This is a genomic window from Bradyrhizobium yuanmingense (assembly GCF_029167105.1).
Lineage (GTDB): Bacteria > Pseudomonadota > Alphaproteobacteria > Rhizobiales > Xanthobacteraceae > Bradyrhizobium > Bradyrhizobium yuanmingense_A.
In genome coordinates, this window is sequence record NZ_JARFML010000008.1 from 16,532 (window position 1) to 35,427 (window position 18,896).

24 protein-coding genes and 1 pseudogene are annotated in these 18,896 nt (G+C 62.5%); 15 read left to right on the top strand and 10 right to left on the bottom strand.

Features of this window, described 5'->3' with window-relative positions; genetic code table 11:
* Window positions 1-63 precede the first annotated feature (63 nt).
* On the bottom strand, window positions 64-261 hold the full coding sequence (locus P0R31_RS12280; RefSeq protein ID WP_275514289.1) for a hypothetical protein: 198 nt from the start codon (window positions 259-261) through the stop codon (window positions 64-66).
* 128 nt (window positions 262-389) lie between these two features.
* Between P0R31_RS12280 and P0R31_RS12285 the strand changes: the two genes are divergently transcribed.
* Together P0R31_RS12285 and P0R31_RS12290 are read left to right on the top strand one after the other, a co-directional pair.
* Window positions 390-617 (top strand): hypothetical protein, encoded by a 228-nt coding sequence (locus P0R31_RS12285; RefSeq protein WP_024343260.1) that lies wholly within the window; start codon window positions 390-392, stop codon window positions 615-617.
* Between the two features lie 201 nt (window positions 618-818).
* Window positions 819-1,010, top strand: a complete 192-nt coding sequence (locus P0R31_RS12290) for an SANT/Myb-like DNA-binding domain-containing protein (RefSeq protein ID WP_275514290.1) — start codon at window positions 819-821, stop codon at window positions 1,008-1,010.
* A 34-nt stretch (window positions 1,011-1,044) separates the two neighbouring features.
* Here P0R31_RS12290 and P0R31_RS12295 read toward each other — a convergent pair whose 3' ends face one another.
* The 3 genes from P0R31_RS12295 to P0R31_RS12305 form a co-directional block, all read right to left on the bottom strand.
* Window positions 1,045-1,389, bottom strand: coding sequence for a response regulator (locus P0R31_RS12295; RefSeq protein WP_275514291.1), 345 nt, complete (start codon window positions 1,387-1,389; stop codon window positions 1,045-1,047).
* A 114-nt stretch (window positions 1,390-1,503) separates the two neighbouring features.
* Complete coding sequence (locus P0R31_RS12300; RefSeq protein ID WP_275514292.1) at window positions 1,504-1,758, bottom strand: DUF3551 domain-containing protein; 255 nt, start codon at window positions 1,756-1,758, stop codon at window positions 1,504-1,506.
* A 156-nt stretch (window positions 1,759-1,914) separates the two neighbouring features.
* Window positions 1,915-2,685, bottom strand: a complete 771-nt coding sequence (locus P0R31_RS12305; protein ID WP_275514293.1) for an EAL domain-containing protein — start codon at window positions 2,683-2,685, stop codon at window positions 1,915-1,917.
* Between the two features lie 337 nt (window positions 2,686-3,022).
* On the opposite strand from P0R31_RS12305, the gene P0R31_RS12310 reads away from it, so the two are divergent.
* Window positions 3,023-3,271, top strand: coding sequence for a hypothetical protein (locus P0R31_RS12310; protein ID WP_109142991.1), 249 nt, complete (start codon window positions 3,023-3,025; stop codon window positions 3,269-3,271).
* 27 nt (window positions 3,272-3,298) lie between these two features.
* Here P0R31_RS12310 and P0R31_RS12315 read toward each other — a convergent pair whose 3' ends face one another.
* The 3 genes from P0R31_RS12315 to P0R31_RS12325 form a co-directional block, all read right to left on the bottom strand.
* Window positions 3,299-3,523 (bottom strand): hypothetical protein, encoded by a 225-nt coding sequence (locus tag P0R31_RS12315; protein ID WP_275514294.1) that lies wholly within the window; start codon window positions 3,521-3,523, stop codon window positions 3,299-3,301.
* Complete coding sequence (locus P0R31_RS12320) at window positions 3,520-3,720, bottom strand: hypothetical protein (protein WP_275514295.1); 201 nt, start codon at window positions 3,718-3,720, stop codon at window positions 3,520-3,522. Before P0R31_RS12320 ends, P0R31_RS12315 begins: the two co-directional genes overlap by 4 nt.
* Before the next feature lie 482 nt (window positions 3,721-4,202).
* A complete protein-coding gene (locus P0R31_RS12325; protein WP_275514296.1) occupies window positions 4,203-4,367 on the bottom strand; it encodes a hypothetical protein in 165 nt (54 codons plus the stop codon).
* Window positions 4,368-4,788: 421 nt separating this feature from the next.
* Between P0R31_RS12325 and P0R31_RS12330 the strand changes: the two genes are divergently transcribed.
* From P0R31_RS12330 to P0R31_RS12335, 3 genes are all read left to right on the top strand, one after another.
* Window positions 4,789-5,514: a DUF4261 domain-containing protein gene (locus P0R31_RS12330; RefSeq protein WP_275514297.1), complete on the top strand. Its 726-nt coding sequence runs from the start codon at window positions 4,789-4,791 to the stop codon at window positions 5,512-5,514.
* Between the two features lie 341 nt (window positions 5,515-5,855).
* Window positions 5,856-6,443 (top strand): imm11 family protein, encoded by a 588-nt coding sequence (locus tag P0R31_RS41060; RefSeq protein WP_430516825.1) that lies wholly within the window; start codon window positions 5,856-5,858, stop codon window positions 6,441-6,443.
* Between the two features lie 316 nt (window positions 6,444-6,759).
* Complete coding sequence (locus P0R31_RS12335; protein ID WP_275514298.1) at window positions 6,760-8,460, top strand: AHH domain-containing protein; 1,701 nt, start codon at window positions 6,760-6,762, stop codon at window positions 8,458-8,460.
* Window positions 8,461-8,597: 137 nt separating this feature from the next.
* Here P0R31_RS12335 and P0R31_RS12340 read toward each other — a convergent pair whose 3' ends face one another.
* Both P0R31_RS12340 and P0R31_RS12345 read right to left on the bottom strand, forming a co-directional pair.
* Window positions 8,598-10,118 (bottom strand): FAD-dependent monooxygenase, encoded by a 1,521-nt coding sequence (locus P0R31_RS12340; protein WP_275514299.1) that lies wholly within the window; start codon window positions 10,116-10,118, stop codon window positions 8,598-8,600.
* 194 nt (window positions 10,119-10,312) lie between these two features.
* The gene (locus P0R31_RS12345; RefSeq protein WP_275514300.1) at window positions 10,313-10,807 is read right to left on the bottom strand and encodes a hypothetical protein; all 495 of its coding nucleotides are present in this window, start codon (window positions 10,805-10,807) and stop codon (window positions 10,313-10,315) included.
* Between the two features lie 281 nt (window positions 10,808-11,088).
* Here P0R31_RS12345 and P0R31_RS12350 point away from each other — a divergent pair, with 281 nt between their 5' ends.
* From P0R31_RS12350 to P0R31_RS12385, 8 genes and pseudogenes are all read left to right on the top strand, one after another.
* The gene (locus tag P0R31_RS12350; RefSeq protein WP_430516826.1) at window positions 11,089-11,475 is read left to right on the top strand and encodes a hypothetical protein; all 387 of its coding nucleotides are present in this window, start codon (window positions 11,089-11,091) and stop codon (window positions 11,473-11,475) included.
* 146 nt (window positions 11,476-11,621) lie between these two features.
* Entirely contained in the window at window positions 11,622-12,443 is an 822-nt protein-coding gene (locus tag P0R31_RS12355) for a PBSX family phage terminase large subunit (protein WP_275514301.1), read from the top strand.
* A pseudogene (locus tag P0R31_RS12360) lies at window positions 12,439-12,648 on the top strand (hypothetical protein); the annotation flags it as partial. The gene P0R31_RS12355 and the pseudogene P0R31_RS12360, both read left to right, overlap by 5 nt.
* Window positions 12,645-12,944, top strand: coding sequence for a hypothetical protein (locus P0R31_RS12365; protein ID WP_275514302.1), 300 nt, complete (start codon window positions 12,645-12,647; stop codon window positions 12,942-12,944). The pseudogene P0R31_RS12360 and the gene P0R31_RS12365, both read left to right, overlap by 4 nt.
* A 65-nt stretch (window positions 12,945-13,009) precedes the next feature.
* Window positions 13,010-13,438 (top strand): GNAT family N-acetyltransferase, encoded by a 429-nt coding sequence (locus P0R31_RS12370; RefSeq protein ID WP_275514303.1) that lies wholly within the window; start codon window positions 13,010-13,012, stop codon window positions 13,436-13,438.
* 217 nt (window positions 13,439-13,655) lie between these two features.
* On the top strand, window positions 13,656-14,924 hold the full coding sequence (locus P0R31_RS12375) for a CaiB/BaiF CoA transferase family protein (RefSeq protein ID WP_275514304.1): 1,269 nt from the start codon (window positions 13,656-13,658) through the stop codon (window positions 14,922-14,924).
* A gap of 64 nt (window positions 14,925-14,988) precedes the next feature.
* Window positions 14,989-16,218 carry an acyl-CoA dehydrogenase family protein gene (locus tag P0R31_RS12380; RefSeq protein ID WP_430516827.1) on the top strand — a complete coding sequence of 410 codons (1,230 nt, stop codon included), beginning with the start codon at window positions 14,989-14,991 and terminating at the stop codon, window positions 16,216-16,218.
* A gap of 9 nt (window positions 16,219-16,227) precedes the next feature.
* Window positions 16,228-16,791, top strand: a complete 564-nt coding sequence (locus P0R31_RS12385) for a flavin reductase family protein (protein ID WP_275514306.1) — start codon at window positions 16,228-16,230, stop codon at window positions 16,789-16,791.
* An 8-nt stretch (window positions 16,792-16,799) separates the two neighbouring features.
* On the opposite strand, the gene P0R31_RS12390 is transcribed toward P0R31_RS12385, so the two are convergent.
* The gene (locus P0R31_RS12390) at window positions 16,800-17,717 is read right to left on the bottom strand and encodes an NAD(P)-dependent oxidoreductase (protein WP_275514307.1); all 918 of its coding nucleotides are present in this window, start codon (window positions 17,715-17,717) and stop codon (window positions 16,800-16,802) included.
* 160 nt (window positions 17,718-17,877) lie between these two features.
* Here P0R31_RS12390 and P0R31_RS12395 point away from each other — a divergent pair, with 160 nt between their 5' ends.
* A complete protein-coding gene (locus P0R31_RS12395) occupies window positions 17,878-18,861 on the top strand; it encodes an ABC transporter substrate-binding protein (RefSeq protein WP_275514308.1) in 984 nt (327 codons plus the stop codon).
* Window positions 18,862-18,896 lie beyond the last annotated feature (35 nt).

The following is an 18,896-nucleotide window of genomic DNA, read 5'->3' on the forward strand; positions in this document are numbered from 1 at the left end:
TGGTCGCGGTGATTTGGTCGCGACGAAGTCGAGCAGGTGCGGCCGTCGCCCGTCTTCTCTCCGCTACTTCGAAGATTGCACGGACTCGGCCTGGCCCTTGGTGGGCTCCCACGGCGCCGGAAGGATCACGCGGATGGGGCGGGCTTCAGCGGCGCTTTGAACCACGGGTGCAGCCTGATCCTTGACGGGCTCAGCCAGCGCCACGCTCATCAGTGCAACCAGCAGCGCCAGGGAAGTTGTCACCAGCCGCACGTCCAGCATCGAAGCCTCCTGTTTGCGCATCAACGCGATCCGCCGGAATTGGTTCGAGGGGTGACCGGGAACAAGTGGCAATATATCGGGTTTGTAGAAAACGAGCCTGGATGCCCGGGCTGCTGGAGGAGGACACGATGAACATCAAAGCGATCATTGCCGCCGCCGTGCTGACGTCGGTTGCGGCTCCCGCGTTTGCGCAATCGTTCTACGTGGTGCAGGACGTCAAGACCAAGAAGTGCACCATCACCGAGTCGAAGCCGACGACCACGGAAACGACGGTCGTCAGCGGCGACACCGTGTACAAGACCAGATCTGAAGCCGAGGCCGGCATGAAGACCGTCAAGGTCTGCACCTCGAACTGATGCACTGAGCGAAGGTCTCACCCGAGCCTGCGCTCGAAACAAAGCCCGCGCGGAGCGATCCGTCGCGGGCTTATCTTTTGCTAACTCCATGTCGCATAGCCCGTGCTATGGCCGGTCCGCCACACGCGGCTTGGGATAGGAACTTCGTTTCTCCCGGCCGATTATAGTCGCACTTGAATGACGGGTGAGCCAGTTCCGGCCATGCAATCACGCTATCCCTTGCTGAAGAGGTGGACGGCGGACGAGCATGAGCGGCTGAAAGCGCTGGCCGAAGCCGGAGGCCGGCCCGACGAGATTGCCGCAGAGCTGAATCGGACCGAAGCGGCGGTGCGGGTGCGCGCCTGGCAGCACGGCATCGCGCTGGGTTCCGCCCCGACCAAGCGCGGCAAGTAGCGCGCGCTGGGGCGTATAATCATCACGCGCCGCCCTAGCAAAGACCGGTCGTTTGCTGCATCACGCGCGCCAGGTCATCTTCGGTGAAGGGCTTGCGGAGCAATGGAAGGCCGCCTCGTCGCGGCTCCCGGCCGGATACCTGCAGCACCTTCACGGCCGGACGCAGGCGTCGAGCGCGTTCGGCCAATTCATGACCATCCATGCCCGGCATGTTGATGTCCGTCATCAGGATGGAAATGCTTTCATTGTCCCGTAAGGCGTCGAGTGCTTCGCCGCCGCTCTGGGCGCAAACGACCTTGCAGCCGAGGTCCTCCAACATGCTTGCGAGTACGTCGCGCACGTTGGGATCATCATCTACAAGCAAGACCGTGTGACTCATGGGCAGGAACTCCTTGCCCGTCAACTTAGGCAAATCCGATACGTTCCCTGGCAAAGGCGCTTTGGCACTCCGATCGCGTTGACTGCCAAGGTACAAAGGTCCGTTGGACTTACTTCACCGATCGGACCTTGGTCTCGTCGCCGGACGGGCCGGCTGCGGCGCCTGCTGCTGGAATTTCACGCGCGGATTGATATCGCAATAGCTGGTCCACCGTCCGGATGCCGCAGCCAGGCACTGCTCTCTCGTCTCGTACATGCACTCGCCGGGAGGGCCAGCATGACCACCTAAGACGCACCAGGGATAGTCGCGGGCGTTTGCTGCTGAAGACAACCCCGCCAGCAGGACTCCGATAAGCAAAGCGAGCCGCATTCGATCCTCCCATCGTTTAGAGCCGGCGGATTGTAGAACATCCCGGCAAGGAATGGAGCCTCAAAGGCGAGCCGAAGGCCGCCAGCCATCAACCAAGGAGATGGCGGTTTTGTTCGCGATGCTGTCGCAACGGTGAACGGATGCTCGCCGCGTTCCTCAACCGGCGAGCGCGACCTCGAGCGGCTGAAATCCCGCGACCTCCGGCAGCGACATGAAGCCGGGCTTGGCGAAATAATAGCCCTGGAACAGGCGGATGCCGGCGGTGCGCAGGGAGTCGAGCTCGGCCTCGGTCTCGACGCCTTCGGCGAGCAGGGTGATGTCCAGCTCGCGGGCGATCGCGGCCAGCGCGGACACGATAACCTGCTTCGGATGGCTGGCGTCGATGCCGCGCAGCAGCTCCATGTCGATCTTGATCAGGTTCGGCTGCAGCCGCGCCAGCAGGCTGAGGCCGGCATAGCCGGCGCCGAAATCGTCGAGCGCCGTCCAGAACCCCAGCGCCTTGTAGGCCCGCACGATGTTCTCGACATGCGCCGGATCGCTCATCCGCTCGTTTTCGGTGAACTCGAACATCAGGTTCTCGGCCGGAAAGTTCACGCGCCGCGCCGCGGCGAGCGATTGCTGGATGCAGGCGCGCGGTTCGTACACGGCGTTCGGCATGAAGTTGATGGAGAGGCGCGCCTTGGGATCCCTGAACAGCCTGCCGGCCGTCTCGATCGCCATGACGCGCGCGGCCTGGTCGAACCGGTAAAGCTGATCATCGGTGAGCTGGCTCAGCACGCTGTGCGCGCTTTCGCCGTTGGGGCCGCGGACCAGGGCCTCGTAACCCCAGACGCGGTACGCCGTGACGTCGACGATCGGCTGGAAGGCCATCTTGAACGCGAACGGCAGCTCCGCACCGTCCCTGCATCCCGCGCATGTCACCGCCATCGCCTCCCCCATCCTTGCCGCCGCGAGCCTACAGGCCGCGGAGTTAAGGAAGGAAGAAGCGGGTCGTGACCGGCCAAAGCGGCACAGCGTTCAATTGTGCACACAAGCCTGGAGGCTGCGGTGCAGCCCACAGACGAAACACACCTGAAACAGTGCTGAAACCAGATCGTCCTGAACTCGGCGCCCGCCGGGGCCGACCAACGAAGCGAAACGGAGAGACAATCATGATCCAGATCGGTTCGAAGGAAGAAGTCGCGCTGCTGCTGGCGCTGTTTGGCACCCACACCCAGCCGGCGCAGCGGCCGAAGCCGAAATCGCAAGCGAGGTGAGTGACGCCATGCCCGGTTTGGCCGAATGCCAGAGCCTGCTCAGGCTCCTGATCGCCAGGGGCGATCCCAAGGCCATCCCGCTTGCCAAGGGCGCCATCGACCAGTACCTGAACACCGCACCGTTGAGCATGCGCGGGCGTGGCCTGCGCGTGCTGCAGCGCGACGCGCTCGACCAGCACGATGCCGCGGTCGGCGTGCAGCGCTCGTTCGCCGAGACGGTGGACGCCTACATCGAGCGCAAGCTTGCGGAGGAGTAAGGGGAGCCGCCAGCTGCAGTCACGCGGTCATTGACGCGTCAGCGTCGGGCGGGACGGCTCGGGCAGGGGCGGGCAGAGCTGCTCGGGGTCCAGCACGGCGATCTTTCGGCCGAGCTGCCAGACCTCGACCTTGCCGAGCCGCGTGAACCGCTTGGCAAAATCCAGCGCGCTGGAATCGGACGGGGCTTCGAACGCTTCGGCGGAGCGGAAGACCCCGTTCTCGCCGACGAGATAAGCGCGATATTGCATCATGTCGGCGCCCTCAGGCCTGGCGAGCGCAGCCAGGCGTCGATCTGCATGGCGGTTTCGTCGCGGCGCGCCTGGCGCAGCAGCATGTCGCGGCGGGGGCCAGGGGTCAGCTTGCGCGCTTCCTCGCGGCAGCGCTCGGCTTCGTCCGCGAGTCTCTCGCTCAAGGTGGTGGTCTGTTTGAAACGACGCCGCTTTTGCATGGCGTTCTCCCTCGTTAGAGAAGGGCGGGAGCGCAATGGGCGTTCTCATCACCGATCTCTGCCACGGGCCTTGCGTTGATGGATTAACTTATGCCTTCTGCAGTGGCCCGTCACATCATTTGATAGACTCCGCCGGATTTATTTTCGGGCGAAGCTTGAGCCATTTGAGCGGCTTACTCAATTCGCGCACCGGCGCTGTCTTGCGTTCACTATTGAACAACATCGATCTGTGGGAGTTGATGTTGCATCACCGACCAAAGGCTTCGTCCGTAGGCGTCGGCGGCTGAGGGACCGAGCGCGCTCCCGCCCTGCAAGGCGAAGGGTGCCGCACCATGCCGGTGTTTCGGCCGTTGCTGTCGACCACGACCAGGCTGAATACATGCGTCAGATCATCCGGGAATGCCGCGAGCTGTTGAAGCAGCCGCTACCCGATGCGTTTCTGGGACGCAAGACGCACGAGCCTTTCCCAAGCGCCCCTGACACTACGCCGAACGAGGAGCGGTGACCGTCAGCGCGATCGCGATCGCTGGCGAGAGGCCGGCTTGCAGCGTGCGGGTTTGGGTGGCGTCGGCACAGATCGCACGCTCACGTATCAGGGCGAGGCGAAGCTGTTCGGCTTCGCGGAGGACGTCGTCGGCGCGCGCCAACAGGGGATCGTCGGTTGATCCGTGCATGGCGGGTGCAACGCGGAGGGTGCCGGTTGTTCCTGGGAGTGGGCGGGCGGCTTTATGGCGAATGTCGCGGCGACTCTGGCAACTACCGCGCGGTGTTCGTTGTCATGTTGAGCGTACCCATTTCTCGGGCCAGAGCTATTGCCGACGCCGTCCTTGCAGTGCGGCGTCACTGCCGATTGGCCGCCGGTCCACAGTTCGGGCATAGCCATGTTGCGCTCATCCGGCGTGAGCGAAAACGCCGATTGACATTGTTCCCTATTTGTTCTAATGAAGTTTCTGTTTCAACCTCTGGGCGAACAGCCGAAGTTTGACCCACACTGGAATTTTTGCGGGGTCGTTGATGAGTAGCTCGCTTCTCTCTTTGGTTCTGTTGAGCAGACCGGTGACGCCTGACATGTCAGCCGTCGCCAAGGCCCTCCACGTCCGACATCCGGAGTTGGCAACAGAGACGGCGGACGATGAAGAGCCGCAAACAGCTCGAGGGAATTCGCCGCTCATCCGCTGCGGCAACGAGTTTGTTGCGGTCATGCCGATGCCGGCACCTATTCCGCAGGACCCGGGGCTATGGGCGCGCGCTGCGCGAACTTGGCCGGAAAGCGAGGCTGTAGCATCGGACCATCAAGGTCACATCATCGTCTCTATGCTTGGAAATGGTGAGCGGCCGCTCGTCGCCGCCCGTCTTACGACAGCCGTGATCGGTGCGTTGATCGCCACCGTGCCGGAATGTTGCGGCGTGGTGTGGGCGGGTCGGGTGGCGTTGCCGGCCGATCTATGGCTCGATGCGTCTCGCTGGTCGCTCGCACCGTATCCGGACTATCCCTTCAGGCTATGGGTTGACATTCTTCCGTTCCGGTCAGGTGCAAAGATCGGAGCGATCACGATGGGATTGTCCGCCTTTGTCGGCCGTGAGATCGAATTCGTGACCGGTAAGCTCACGCTTCCGGCTTTGTTCGACAAAGTTGCAGGGCTTTCGGTGTATCTGATCGAAAACGGAAACGTGGTGAAGGACGGCGATACGATCGGAGCAAGTGCGAGCGAACGGATTGCGGTTCGCTACAAGAACTCCGACGTGTTTGGAGGTCTGCCCGTGTTTTATTGTACGGATGAGTTCGAGCACTAGTCTCCTGAGTTTCTGTCGAAGAGCAGTTGCACCGTCCCAATGGCTTTGACACGTCGGGCAAAACACTGGCAGAATGGCATAATGAAGATGAAGTCTAATAAGGCCCGCAGCGATAATGCGGGCTTTATTTTTGGGTTCTATATGGCCTCGCTTCCGGAGGCGTGCTGCTGGTCCACGTGGAAAGGGTCTGGACCTCGTGTGGCAACACGCCACGCTATTGTTCGGAAGACAGAGCCGAGATCTATATCCGCCCAAACCCCGAATAAAGGGCCATTCAGATGAGCCACGAACGGGCAAACCAGGACAAACGTTTCTCGGCGCGGAAACGCAGATTCTACAGAATGACGCTCTATCGAAAAGGCAACCCGAGTGGTCTCGAGATCACTGAGGAGGACGGTCCCTCTCTGCTCAAGCCCAGGCACTTGTCCGATTTCGTAAGGTCGACGCCACGAGCCACATTCAATCCGCAACGGCGTCGGCCTTGGGATTGTGAGCCCTGGTATTGGTTCTGGCTCATCTCTGATCGGGCCAAGACCGTGTTCGAGGCCATAGATCCCGAGGCGTTTTCCTTTCTTGCTTGCGAGGTCCAGGTTCCAGGCAGGGTCTGGGACGGACCTCGCTACTGGTTCTGCGAGGTGCGCCGTTCTCTCGACGCATTGGATGAGGAGCGATCGCGGTTGAGCATCGGGATTCGCGACGATCCAGGCTCTGTAAAGTTTGGTCAGAAAGTCTACGATCTTTGCGATGATGTCGAACTCGTTTTCAAGGACGAACTGGTTGGCAATGCGCACATATTCCGAATGGCGTACACCTTACGATGTTTCATATGTGATCAAGCTCTGAAGGATGCCTGGAGGTCGGCGGGCCTCAGGGGCATGTTGTTCGAAGACGCCTCCGATCTCCCGCTGATCCCGCGCCGAAGATCTTAGGAGCGCTCTCTGCAGATCGTCGCTTACCGAGCCAGGATGCCTTTCGAGGAAGAAGGCACCCGCGACGTATAAGTCAAACGCAACCTCCGACTGAGATTTAGCAATCCGCCGTCGTTCGTCCTCGATGGCGCTGCGTTGCTCTAGACGCTGGTCGGCCTGTGCCGATCCGCGCTCGATGCCGTCCAAGCGCGGCCAAACGGCGGCGAAGGTCGCCGAGACCCTCACAAGCATTTCATTCAGCCTCCTAACGGCGCCGAAGCTGCGAGCGCAGCCGGCGCCCGTGCGTCGCATGCGGTGGCTGAACCGCATCTGAGACTTGATCAGGCTTCGAGCAATCCGATCAAGCGCAAATCACACAAGCAATCCGCATCGGGGCAGCATGTCGATTTTAGCCTATCACCACATGATCTCGCAAAGGTTCAACGATCATCCTGCGTTTGATGGAGTCGATCAGAAAACACTGGGAGTTTACTCCCCCGCGAATGGGATCTATCTGCCGGTGGATTATCAGCTCGCCGCCGGTATGAACATATCGCCCCATCCGGGTGGGCATACGCCGCTTTATTACGACGCCATCGAATGCGTCCTCGATCGAATCGCCAATGAGCCCAAGAGGGAAATTCGTGCGGTGAAGATAAGAACACTCATGGATGCAATGCGCATTGGCTTCGCCAACGGTGATCTCTACACAAACTTGCCCATCGGCAAAACTCTGGAAGAGGTTAAGCAGGGTATCAATAAAGTCATCAAGGAAAACGAGTTGTATGTTGAGCGCTATGCCGACCTGCATCAAGATCTTCGGGAGAGTGAACGGAGGAATTTGCAGGCCGGACAAGACCATCTACAGCTTTGGTCTGCAATATTAGGCGATGCTCAAAGAGAGAAGTTGCTCAGCGAGGCAATTGAGCGGAATCCAAACGTCAATATCACGTCGGAGAATAAACATCTGCGCGGAACGCCGTACTCCCGATTTGCACCTGTCGACGATGTTTTTCAGATCCCACCGACGACCTCAGCCAACCCGGCTGACCTTCCTTCGCCTCCACCTCTCGTTCCTCCTTCCCTCCAGTGGCTGAACAAGTCGGAAGGGTTCACGCGAAGTGATCCACGTTTCACAGGCGCGCTTCCACCCTTTCCGGCACCGGGCCCCGATGAAAAACGGTTCGGTCAGTTGCCTCCGACAACGGCCGCTCCGGCAGATCCGCTGGTGCTCCAATCCGATCCGCACTCAGGAGTGACGTATCAATATTACGACAATCCGTTGGCAGGCGGCACGCCTGCCGTGCGTAATGCAATCAATGCACTTGCTTTGACGGCTGGAGGGACCGCCACCGCCGCCCTAGCTCCCTCTATCCTTCCCTGGCTGCTTGGCATTGGAGGCATTTTGGCGTTTACGCGCGCTGCCAACGCGGAGGAAAGTCGTTCCGGCGCGACGATGGGGGCTGCCGCTCCTGGCGGAGGAGTGTTCTCGACAGGATCGCCTGTGTACAACACGTCGAACAATGGACTCAACGCTGACAACACGGCCGGCGCCAGGGGCGTCTTGGCGCCGTTGAACCTCAGGCAGCAGCTTGGCGGAGCTTCCTCGTTTGATCCGGAGGCGCCCGCTGGCACTTTTGCAGATCGCTTCGGGGAATGGACCACCACCCCGGCTGGCACCGTGCCCGCGAATGATCCCCCAGTCGCGCCCACATCTGCCGCAGGATCAGTCGCGCCCGAAGATGTCCGGCGTCTCGCCCGTGTGAATGAGACGAATGCGGGCAACGTGTTCACGACGGGCAGCGCGCCCGTCCCGCATCTACCATTCACCGAATTCGATGGGCGGTTTGGCAGTTGGACCGTCCCGACCGCTGGCGGCCAGCAGCCGCAACCGAGCAAGCCGATCGGCGTGTTTGCAGACGAGCCGAGCTACCTCATTCCTCCACCCATCTTTGGAGTGGATGGCCCCGTCAATCCGCAGACCGATAGTGAGGAATGGTTCTCGCGCTGGATACGACCTTTGCTTCGGTCCGAATGACATCTGTGGTGAAGCGAGAGCCGTCATTTGACACGTCGGGCAAAACACTGGCAGAATAGCATCATCGAAAAATTCGGAACAAGCTCGCGGATCTGCCGCGGGCTTGTTTGTTTTGGCGGCGCAGAGACGTTCGTGCGTTACGCACCACCCGGCCCGAACCACCGCGTCAGCGCCTCCGCAAGTCCGTGCTGGCTCTCGTCGCCCACCCAGGCCACATGGCCATCGGGCCGCAACAGCACGGCGCTCGGCGCGGCGACCGCGCCGATCACCGGAAGCAGCCACGGGCCGTCGTAATCGGCATCGACGAACTCCAGGCGATCCGCCCAGGGCGTGATGTCGATGCCGCCCGGCTTGCCGAAATTGAGCAGCACGCCGCGCGCGCCGTGCAGCAGCGTGAACAAGCGCAGCGGTCGGCCGTCGACCACGAGATCGAGATCGGGCATGCGGCGGCCGAGCAGCGCGTGGCCTTCGCCGAGATCGTAGGCGATGTCGAGCCCGCTCATCATCGCGCCGAAGCGTTGCCGCGGCTCGTCCATGGCGAGCAGCTCGGCGATCACCTCGCGGGCGGCCTTGCGGCCGTCGTCGCCGCGGCGGAGCAGGGCGATCTGCGCCATGGTGTTCTTCAGCACGCGCGCGGCCACGGGATGGCGCTCGGCGTGATAGCTGTCGAGCAGGCTCTCGGGCGAGATGCGATGGACCACCTGCGCCAGCTTCCAGCCGAGATTGACCGCGTCCTGCACACCGAGGTTGAGGCCCTGGCCGCCGACGGAATGGTGAATGTGCGCGGCATCGCCGGCGAGCAGCACGCGGCCTTTGCGATAGGAGGCGGCCTGCCGCGCCGCGTCGGTGAAGCGGGAGATCCAGGCGGGGTTGTGCACGCCGAAATCGGTGCCGTAGACGCCGACGAGGGCCTCGCTGAGATCGCTTAAAGAGGGCTCGCCATCTTGCGCGAGCCTTGCCTCCGTCAGCACGACCAGCACGCGCCCGCTCTCGGTCTTGCTGAGGCCGTGAAAGCCGAGCGCGTCGTGACGGAGGCCGAATGCCGGCGACTCGCGCATCTCGACCTCGGCCATGAGGTTGCTGAGCGTGGGTTCGAAGCCGGGGAAGTCGATGCCGGCGCGCTTGCGCACCAGGCTGCGGCCGCCGTCGCAACCGACGAGATAAAGCGCGCGCAACCGCTCGCCGCCGGACAGCATGACGTCGAGGCCGGACTCGTCTTCGGCAAAGCCCGTCACCTCGCGGTTTCGATAGATCGGCACCGCGAGCTCGGCGACCCATTCGGCCAGCAGGCGCTCGATCTGGTTCTGCCGCAGCGCGAGGCCGTAAGGATGTCGGGTGGGGAGATCGCCGATGTCGAGCCTGGTCCAGGCGAAGCCGGCGAGCTGGGTGATCTGCCCTTCGCGCAGGAAGCGCTCGGCGACGCCGCGCTGATCGAGGATCTCGATGCTGCGCGCGTGCAGTCCGCCGGCGCGCGTCTCGACGATGTCCTGGCTCGCGCGCCGCTCGACCAAGGCGACGTCGACATGCGCGAGCGCGAGCTCGGCGGCCAGCATCAGGCCGGTCGGGCCGGCACCGACGATGATGACCGTATGGCCGGCTGGTGCGCGTTCCGCGCTGGGTCGGCTGCGCGACCGGGACGTCGGAATCGGGAAAGGCATGGCGTGACCCCCTTGACCTGTTGTTCGGGTCGAGGGTCTTACGCGAACACCGGGGGCTTGAAGCAAGCCCCTTGCGCACCACATATCGAGCTGGGAGCAGGGGTTTTGCGGTTTTTGCGCGCTGTCGATTGACGCGTCGGGCAAGTCACCTTCGTAAATGGCATCATCGAGATGCGCGCCGCTTGTGCAGCGGCCTAATCGTCCTTCGCCAAATCGCCGGGTTGTGTGGGCAGATCGATGCTGCCGCCCTCGCCATGCGCCAGATCGCGGCCGTCATCCGCCGTCGCGCCGGCGTCTTCGACGATCTGCGTGGAGTGTTCCTTGTCGATGCGCGGCTTTGAGGGCGGACGATCTCGCGACGTGACGTCTTGCAATGTGCCGGGTGCGCGCGTCTCGTTGGTCATGGCCGGTCGCTCCTGATTGTCCAACGCGGCTTGTGCGAATTCGTTCGTTTGACACGTCGGGCAAAACACTGGCAGAATGGCATCATCGAAACGAGTTTGAGTTGGCCCGCGCGGAAGCATCCGCAGCGGGCTTTTCCAATTCAGCGGAAGGTTTTGACACGTCGGGCAAAACACCGGCATAATGACATCATCGAGACGAGCTTGGTTCACCCGCGCGGAACAATCCGCCGCGGGTTTTTTCGTTCTCGATTTCGGAATCGGACGGCGGCGGCGCATCGCGGCCACGCACTCGCTTGATAACGCGTTGAGAGAGCGCCGATCGGCGCGCCGTCGTCCGAACCATTGCTGGCCGTGCACGCGCGAACGTGCCGGCCCGCGGCGCCGGGCGTTCTGCTCGCGCCGCTGCGGCCTCCGGGTTCAACGGAGATAGGGTTCGCGCCCGAAACGATCGCGCCTCGCCGCGCGATCTGCCGCGCATTTCTTTTGTAGGGAGAGATGATGACCGCGTATCTGATATCGCTGGCCCTCGCGGGCCTCGTCGCCATCGTGCTGTGGGAGACGTTCGTTTGAGCGAGGACATCATCGAAGGTGAGCCCGAGCTCACGCCGGCCCGCTTGCCCGCGCGTGGGAAGACGTCGCGGGCGCGCAGCCTGACCGAGATCCGCTCGCTCGCACGCAGCCACACCCGAACCGCCATCCGGGTGCTCGTCGGCGTCATGCGCAGCGAGGATGCAACGCCCGCGGCACGCGTCTCGGCCGCCAACGCCATCCTCGATCGCGGCTGGGGCAAGGCCGCACAGCCGGTCGAGAACGGCCAGGACGGCGTGCTGGAATTGATTCACCGGATCGAGCGCATCATCGTGCATCCGCCAAGCTCGAACAGCGGCGATGCCGTCACGACGCTCGAGATGGCGGAGCTTCCGATCTGCAATCGCGCCGCGATTGAGCGTTGACCCGTCGGGCAAAACACTGGCAGAATGGCATCATCGACAGAAGTTGGTGTTGCCCGCGCGGATGCAATCCGGCGCGGGTTTTTCGTTTGATAAGCGTCTTGTTTGATGGGCGTTTTGGCTGATGTCTTGGCGAACGAGGGCATCTGATGTCCATCCTGAAAATCCCGACGGCCAAAATCTTCGAGCCGCTGCTGAAACCTGCGCGCTACAAGGGCGTTTATGGCGGACGCGGCTCGGGCAAGTCGCATTTCTTCGGCGAGCTCCTGGTCGAGACCTGCCAGGCCGAGCGCGGCACGCTCGCGGTCTGCATCCGCGAGGCGCAGCGCACGCTGGCGCAATCGTCGAAGCGCTTGATCGAGGGCAAGATCGCAAGCCTCGGTCTCGGGCATGGCTTCAAGTTGTTCAGCGACAAGATCGAGACGCCCGGGGACGGGCTGATCATCTTCCGCGGGATGCAGGATCACACCGCCGACTCCATCAAATCATTGGAGGGGTTTCGCATCGCCTGGATCGACGAGGCGCAATCCCTGAGCGCGCGCAGCCTCGCGCTGCTGCGGCCGACGATCCGCGCCAAGGACTCCGAACTATGGGCGAGCTGGAATCCGCGTCGCAAGAGCGATGCGATCGACGATTTTCTGCGCGGGCGACAGCCGGATGGCGCAATGGTGGTGAAGGCGAATTGGCGCGACAATCCCTGGTTTCCGGATGTGCTCGAGGAGGAGCGGGTGCTCGACCGGAAGCTCTATCCGGAGCGTTACGACCACATCTGGGAGGGAGACTATGCGCGCGCCTTCGAGGGCGCCTATTTCGCATCGCTGCTTTCCGAAGCGCGCGCGCAGGGGCGGATTGCAAAGGTTGCCGCGGATCCGCTGCTGCCGCTGCGCGCCTTCATCGACATCGGCGGCGCCGGCGCTGCTGCAGATGCCTTCACGATCTGGATCGTGCAGTGGGTCGGCAGCGAGAGCTGAGATCGGGCATTGGTACGAGCCCGACAAGCTGATGGGCTATTGCGTCGCGCTCTATTTCGCAAAGCTTCTGGTCTGGGACAAGGTTCTCGGATTGGGCTCGACGGACGCCCTGGCGGGATTTGCAGCGGTTACCGCCAATCTTGTGGTCTCATTCTATTTCGCCAAGCGCGGCTTCGAGAATGTCGCAAGGATCATCAAGCGATGAAGATTCCGGACGACGAGATCAAGGCCATTGTGGCCGAGACGCTGGCCGAGCAGCACAGGCTCCAGCAGGAGAGCATCGATGCGATCATGTTGAAGGCGGTCGCCTCGGTGCTGGCTTCTTTTGGCATCGAAGATGACGATCGAAAGGAGCTGCGAGCCGATTTCCAGCACCTGCGGAGGTGGCGAAAGAGCGTGGAGCAGGCCCAGAGCTATACCTTTAAGGCAGTGATCACCGTCATTGCCACCGGGTTGATGGGAGCGGTTTGGCTCGGCGTCAAGGTCGTACTGGGCAAGTGAGCCTTCGCGGCGGCGGCGAGGTCACCGGCGCCCGATCAAGCTCTTCCGACGCAAAGAGCCACTTCATGTACAGAATCCGTATCGTCGATGCGTCCGATGACGACGTTGCCGAGACCCTCGCTGATCTGCATCGACAGACGTTCTTCGATGCCGCGGCGATGCCCACGTTCGACCTTGGCGCCTGGTGGCTGGCTTATCACGACGAGGAAGCAGTCGCCTTTGCTGGGGTTGTGCCCTCGACCCACGTTCGAAATGGCGGCTATTTCTCCAGAGTTGGCGTGTTGCAACGGCATTGGGGGCGCGGCCTTCAGCGCAGATTGATGCGTGCGGTGGAGGCGAGGGCGCGGCGTATCGGATGGGACAGCATTGTCTCCGATACGACGGACAACCCGGTATCAGCGAACAACTTCATTCAGGCGGGCTATCGGCTGTTCGAGCCCGAGACCCCTTGGGCCTGGGTGCATACGCTCTATTGGCGGAAGTGGCTGCACTGAGCAGGTTTGCCGCCGCACGGAACGCGGCGTCTGTCGGTCGAATGGCGAGGGCGTCCCTGGAATGTTCGAGGACCCGGCAGCCTGAGGGCTGCCGGGTCCTTTTTGCGTTTTGAAGCGATTCCGGCGTGGGACTTGCGAAGTCGACGGCGGCGGGCTTTAAGTCTGCCCTTGCAGGAAATTCGGCGGCAATAAGCCGATGTAAGGGAGAGCGCGATCGATGCCCACCAAGCCTGAATTGCCGGTACGTGTCTCGCGAGGGACGGGGGGCCCTGCCGCGCTCGATGGTCTATTGGTCGTCGACTTCACGCGCGTCGTCGCTGGCCCGGCCTGCACCCAGACGCTCGCCGACTACGGTGCGCACGTCATGAAGATCGAGAATCCCGATGGCGGCGACGACACGCGCGCCTATGAGCACGCGGAGATTGGAGGCGAGAGCGCCGCCTTTCTCAGCCTGAACCGCAATAAGCGCGGCATCGCGCTCGATCTTGCCGTGCCGGAGGCGCGCGAGATCGCGCTGGACCTGATCCGCAAGGCAGACGTGGTCGTGGAGAATTTTTCGAGCGGGGTCATGAAGAAGTTCGGGCTCGACTATGAATCGGTCGCGCCGCTCAACCCGCGGCTGGTCTATTGCTCGATCTCCGCCTACGGACGCAGTGGACCGTTTGCTTCCCGGCCAGGCTTCGATCCGATCACCCAGGCGGAAAGCGGCTTCATGTCGCTCAATGGATTTGCCGACGGCCCGGCGGTTCGCACCGGCCCGCCCATCGTCGACATGGCGACGGGGATGTCGGCCTGCAATGCCATCCTGCTGGCGCTGCTCGCGCGGGAGCGGCTCGGCCGGGGTCAGCATGTCGAAGTTGCCCTGTTCGACGTCGCGATGGGAATGACCGGTTTCTACGGCATGGCCTATCTCATCAACGGCGAAAACCCCGGCCGGTTCGGCAATTCGCCGAGCGGGTCTCCCACCGTCGGCGTCTACGAGGCCTCAGATGGGCCGCTCTACATGGCCTGCGCCAACGACCGGCTCTACCGCCGGCTTGTGGTCGAGGTGCTGAATCGGCCCGATCTCATCACCGATCCGCAGTTTGCGACGCGCAAAGCCCGTTCGGAGAACAAGGAGCTCCTGCGGGCAGCCATTGCCGAAGTGTTCGCCAGCGATACGCTCGAAAACTGGATGGCAAAGATGAAGCTCGCCAATATTCCGGTCGGCTATCTTCGGACCGTCGAGGAGGGCTTTAATGCCCCCGAGGCTCGCGAGCGCCATCGTTTGAACCGGATTCCGCATCCGACAGCCGAGTGGGTGCCCAACATCGAGCCGCCGATTACGATGAGCCTGACAGGCGCGGTCGATCCCGTCGCGGCACCCCTGTTGGGCGAGCATACCAAGCAGATCCTGCAAGATGCGCTCGGCTACGACGAACGTCGGATCGCGGATTTTGGCGAGAAGGGCGCCTTTGGGTCGATCAAGCCTCCGAGGTCGACTTGAGCAACGGCTCGGCTTGATTTGACGAAGGTCCCGCCGCATAAATGTGTGAAAGCGAGGGACACGAATGGCGCCTGGCCAGGAGCCGAGCATGACCGAGCCCGCAGGCCTGCAAGCCGGCGGGGAGGTCTATGCGTCAATGATCGCGGAGGCCCGGGCGCTTCTGCCGCGACTCCGCGAGCGGGCGGCGCGGACGGAGGAACTGCGGCATCTTCCGACGGAAACCGAAAAGGATCTCCACGACGCCGGCCTGTTCCGGATGCTCCAGCCGGCCCGTATTGGTGGCGCTGAGCTCGACTATGTCGCTCTGGTCGATTGCGCTGAACTGCTCGGGCAGGCGGATGCGTCGGTCGCCTGGAATCTCGCCAATCTGGCGAGCCATCATTGGATGCTCGGCATGTTCGAGCGACGCGCGCAGGATCTGGTCTGGGGCCGCAATCCGGATGCTTTGATCGCGTCCTCGTTCATTTTTCCCGCTGGACGCGCAACACGGGTCAAGGGCGGATACCATTTGCATGGCAGCTGGCCATTCTCCTCGGGCGTTGCCTCCTGCGAATGGAACATGCTTGCGAGCGTGGTCTATTCCGACGACGAAGCCGACGGCATTGAGTATCGGATCTTTTTGCTGCCGAGCGCCGATTACAAGGTGCTGGACACCTGGAACGTCGCCGGGCTGCGGGGGACAGGATCTTGCGACGTCGAGGTCAGGGATGCCTTCGTGGCTGACCACATGACGGTTGCCGTAGGGGACCTCTCGGGTGGCCCGACGCCGGGAAGCACGGTCAATCCGAATCCTCTGTACATGCTGCCTGTCTTCTCACTATTTCCTTACGTCCTCTCCGGTGTCGCGTTGGGGAATGCGCAGGCGTGCCTGGACGATTACACGGAGGTCGCACGTCATCGCATTTCGACTTACAACCGTGCCAAGCTGAGCGATTTCCAAAGCACGCAGATCAAGATCGCCGAGGCCTCGGCCAAGATCGACGCTGCGCGCCTGATCATGCGATCGGCCTGTCTCGATGCCATGGAGGACGCACGGCGCGGCCGTATTCCTGACATGGCGACCAAAACCAGATATCGCCGCGACGGATCCTTTTCCGTGAACTTGTGCACGGACGCGGTCTCGATGCTGTTTGCCGCGAGCGGCGCGCGCGGTCTGTTCACGAGCGGCGTGCTGCAGCGGCAGTTCCGCGATGCGCACGCGATCAACTCACATCTCGCGTTCAACTTCGATGCGGCCGGGACCAATTACGGACGGGTGGCCCTCGGCCTGCCTTCCGAGAATCTCACGCTGTGAGGTCGGCCGATGAATGACCTGCCGAAGCAGCCTCGCGCTCCCGATCCCGCCAACGAGTTAGCGAGCGACAGCTCGCAGATCGATCCTCGCGACTTTCGCAACGCGCTCGGAACCTATGCAACGGGCGTGACGATCATCACGGCGGCGGCGCCCGACGGCAGGCCGTACGGGCTGACATGCAATTCCTTCGCCTCGGTCTCGCTGAATCCCCCGCTGGTTTTGTGGAGCCTCGTCGTCTATTCCTCGAGTTTGACCGTCTTCCAGAACGCCAGCCATTTCAGCGTCAATGTTCTCGGCGCTTCGCAACAGGCGCTTGCGAACAAATTCGCAAAATCGTCGGACGAAAAGTTCACCGGCGTCGACTGGACCCCTGGCCTCGGCAACGCGCCAGTGCTCGCCGAAAGCGTCGCCAACTTTCAATGCCGCTCCGTGAATCGCTATTATGGCGGTGACCACGTGATCTTTCTCGGCGCCGTCGAGGCATATACCTACAATGCGAAGGAGCCGCTGCTCTTTGCGCGAGGGGCGTTCGGTCGCTTCATGGCCGACGATGGGCGCAAGAGCGGGCGGTAACGCGCCCCTTAGAGAGCTTTGCGCTCTGCCGCCGAAAGCTTGTAGATTTCCAACGCGTCCGCGTCCGCACCTCGCGCGGCCTTCGCCAGCCTGAAAAGCTGTCCGGCAAGCGCGGCCATCGGCACCGGCGTCGAGGTTGCCTGTGCAACATCGGCGACCGTATCGAGGTCCTTGAGCATCGTGGCGATGTGGCCGAGGGGCGGGCTGTGAATGCCCTTGACCATTCGCGGCACGAACAGCTGGAGCGGGATGGAATCCGCAAATCCGCCGGCGAGCGCTTCGGGCAGTCGGTCGGCGTCAATTCCGGCGTTCACGGCAAGGCGCGTTGCTTCCGCAAGCACGGCCATCGCGCATCCGACGATCACCTGGTTGCACAGCTTTGTGGTCTGGCCGGCGCCGATCGGGCCCATGTGCGTGAACCTGCGCGCCATGGCGAGCACATAGGGCCGCACCCTCTCGATGTCGCCAGCTTCTCCACCCGCCATGATGGCGAGCGTGCCTTCTTCGGCGCCCTTCGTGCCCCCCGACACCGGCGCATCGATCCAGCCCGCCCCGTTCGCGTCCTTCAATCGCGTTGCAAGGTCGCGCGCTGCGTCTGGATGGATCGACGAGAAGTCGACCACAAGCTTGCCCGCGCCAAGGGCTGCTGCCAGACCTTCGGGCCCGAAGATCACCTCCTCGACCGCTGCCGCGTCCGTCACGCACATGAAGACGATGTCCGAACTCGCCAGGAGATCACGGGGCGTGATCACGCGCTTGGCGCCAGCCTCGACCAGCGGCGCCATCTTGCCCTCCGAGCGATTCCAGACGGCGACCTGATAGCCGGCCTTCAGCAGGCGTCGGGTCATCGGCGTTCCCATGAGGCCCAGGCCGAGATAGCCGAGCTTCTCGAAGCCTTGCGGGTTTGCCTTGCTGTCATCAGCCATAGGTTGCCTCCTTCTGTCGCAGACGCCGCTTTACCATACATTGCCTATCTGCCGGCAAGACCGCCCACCTCGCATGGCTTGCCTGATTGTTTGAACCATGAAACATTTGAGGCGGTCGGGTTGGGGGCGCCAGTCGGCGCCGGAGCAGCGGAGTGGCACGATGCGAACCGTTTCGAAGTGGATCCTGGCTTTGGGGGCGGCAGCAGCCGTGAGCGCGGGCGCAAGCCCGTCATGGGGGCAGCAGACGATCCGCGTCGGCTGGACCATCCCTGCGGAGGAGTCCAAGTACTGGATGATGCGCAGGCCGGCCGAATTCCCCAATCTCGGCAAGGCCTACAACATCGAATGGACCCAGTTCCAGGGCACCGCGCCGATGACGCAGGCCTTGGCCGCCGGTGCGTTGGACTGTGCGACGCAGGCGCCGCTCTCGCTCTCGAACGGAGTCGTCGGCGGCAATCTCAAGGCTTACATCGTCGCGCAACACGTTTTCGAGATGCCCGGCGGTTTCTCTGTCTATTGGGCCGTCATGGATGACTCGCCCATCAAGACAATCGCGGATCTCAAGGGCAAGACGGTCGGCATTTCCGTGATCGGTGGCGGCACGCAAGGACCGTTCAATCTGCTCTTGAAGCAGAATGGCGTCGATCCGGCCAAGGACATCAAGCTGGTCGAGGTCGGCTTTGCCGTCTCCGAGGACGCGCTGCGCCAAGGCCGCGTCGACGCGGTGAACATGAATCAGCCGTTTGCTGCGCGCGCGGAGGCAAAGGGCGGCACAAGGAAGCTGTTCTCGCTCTCCCAGGCCATGCCGAACATCGTGCACATCCTGGAAGCCTGCCGTGCCGATTTCGTCGACAAGAACCCCGAGTTGGTCAAGGCCTATGTCCGCGATATCACCTCTGGCATGAAGAAGGCACTCGCGAACCGCGAGGAGACTCTCAAGGTCGTCAATGAAGTGCTGAAAGCCCCCATCCCGGTGCTTGAGACCTACCTGCTCAAGGACAATGATTTCGGCCGCGATCCCGGTGCTGCGCCGAACTTCCCGGCGATCCAGAAGATGCTGGATATCTATGCAGAGACAGGAATGCTGCCGAAGCTGGATGTCGCACAGTTCAAGCATCCGTCGATCGTCGCGCCGCTGCAATAGAAGCGGGGCGAATTACCGAATTAACATCGTGGCGT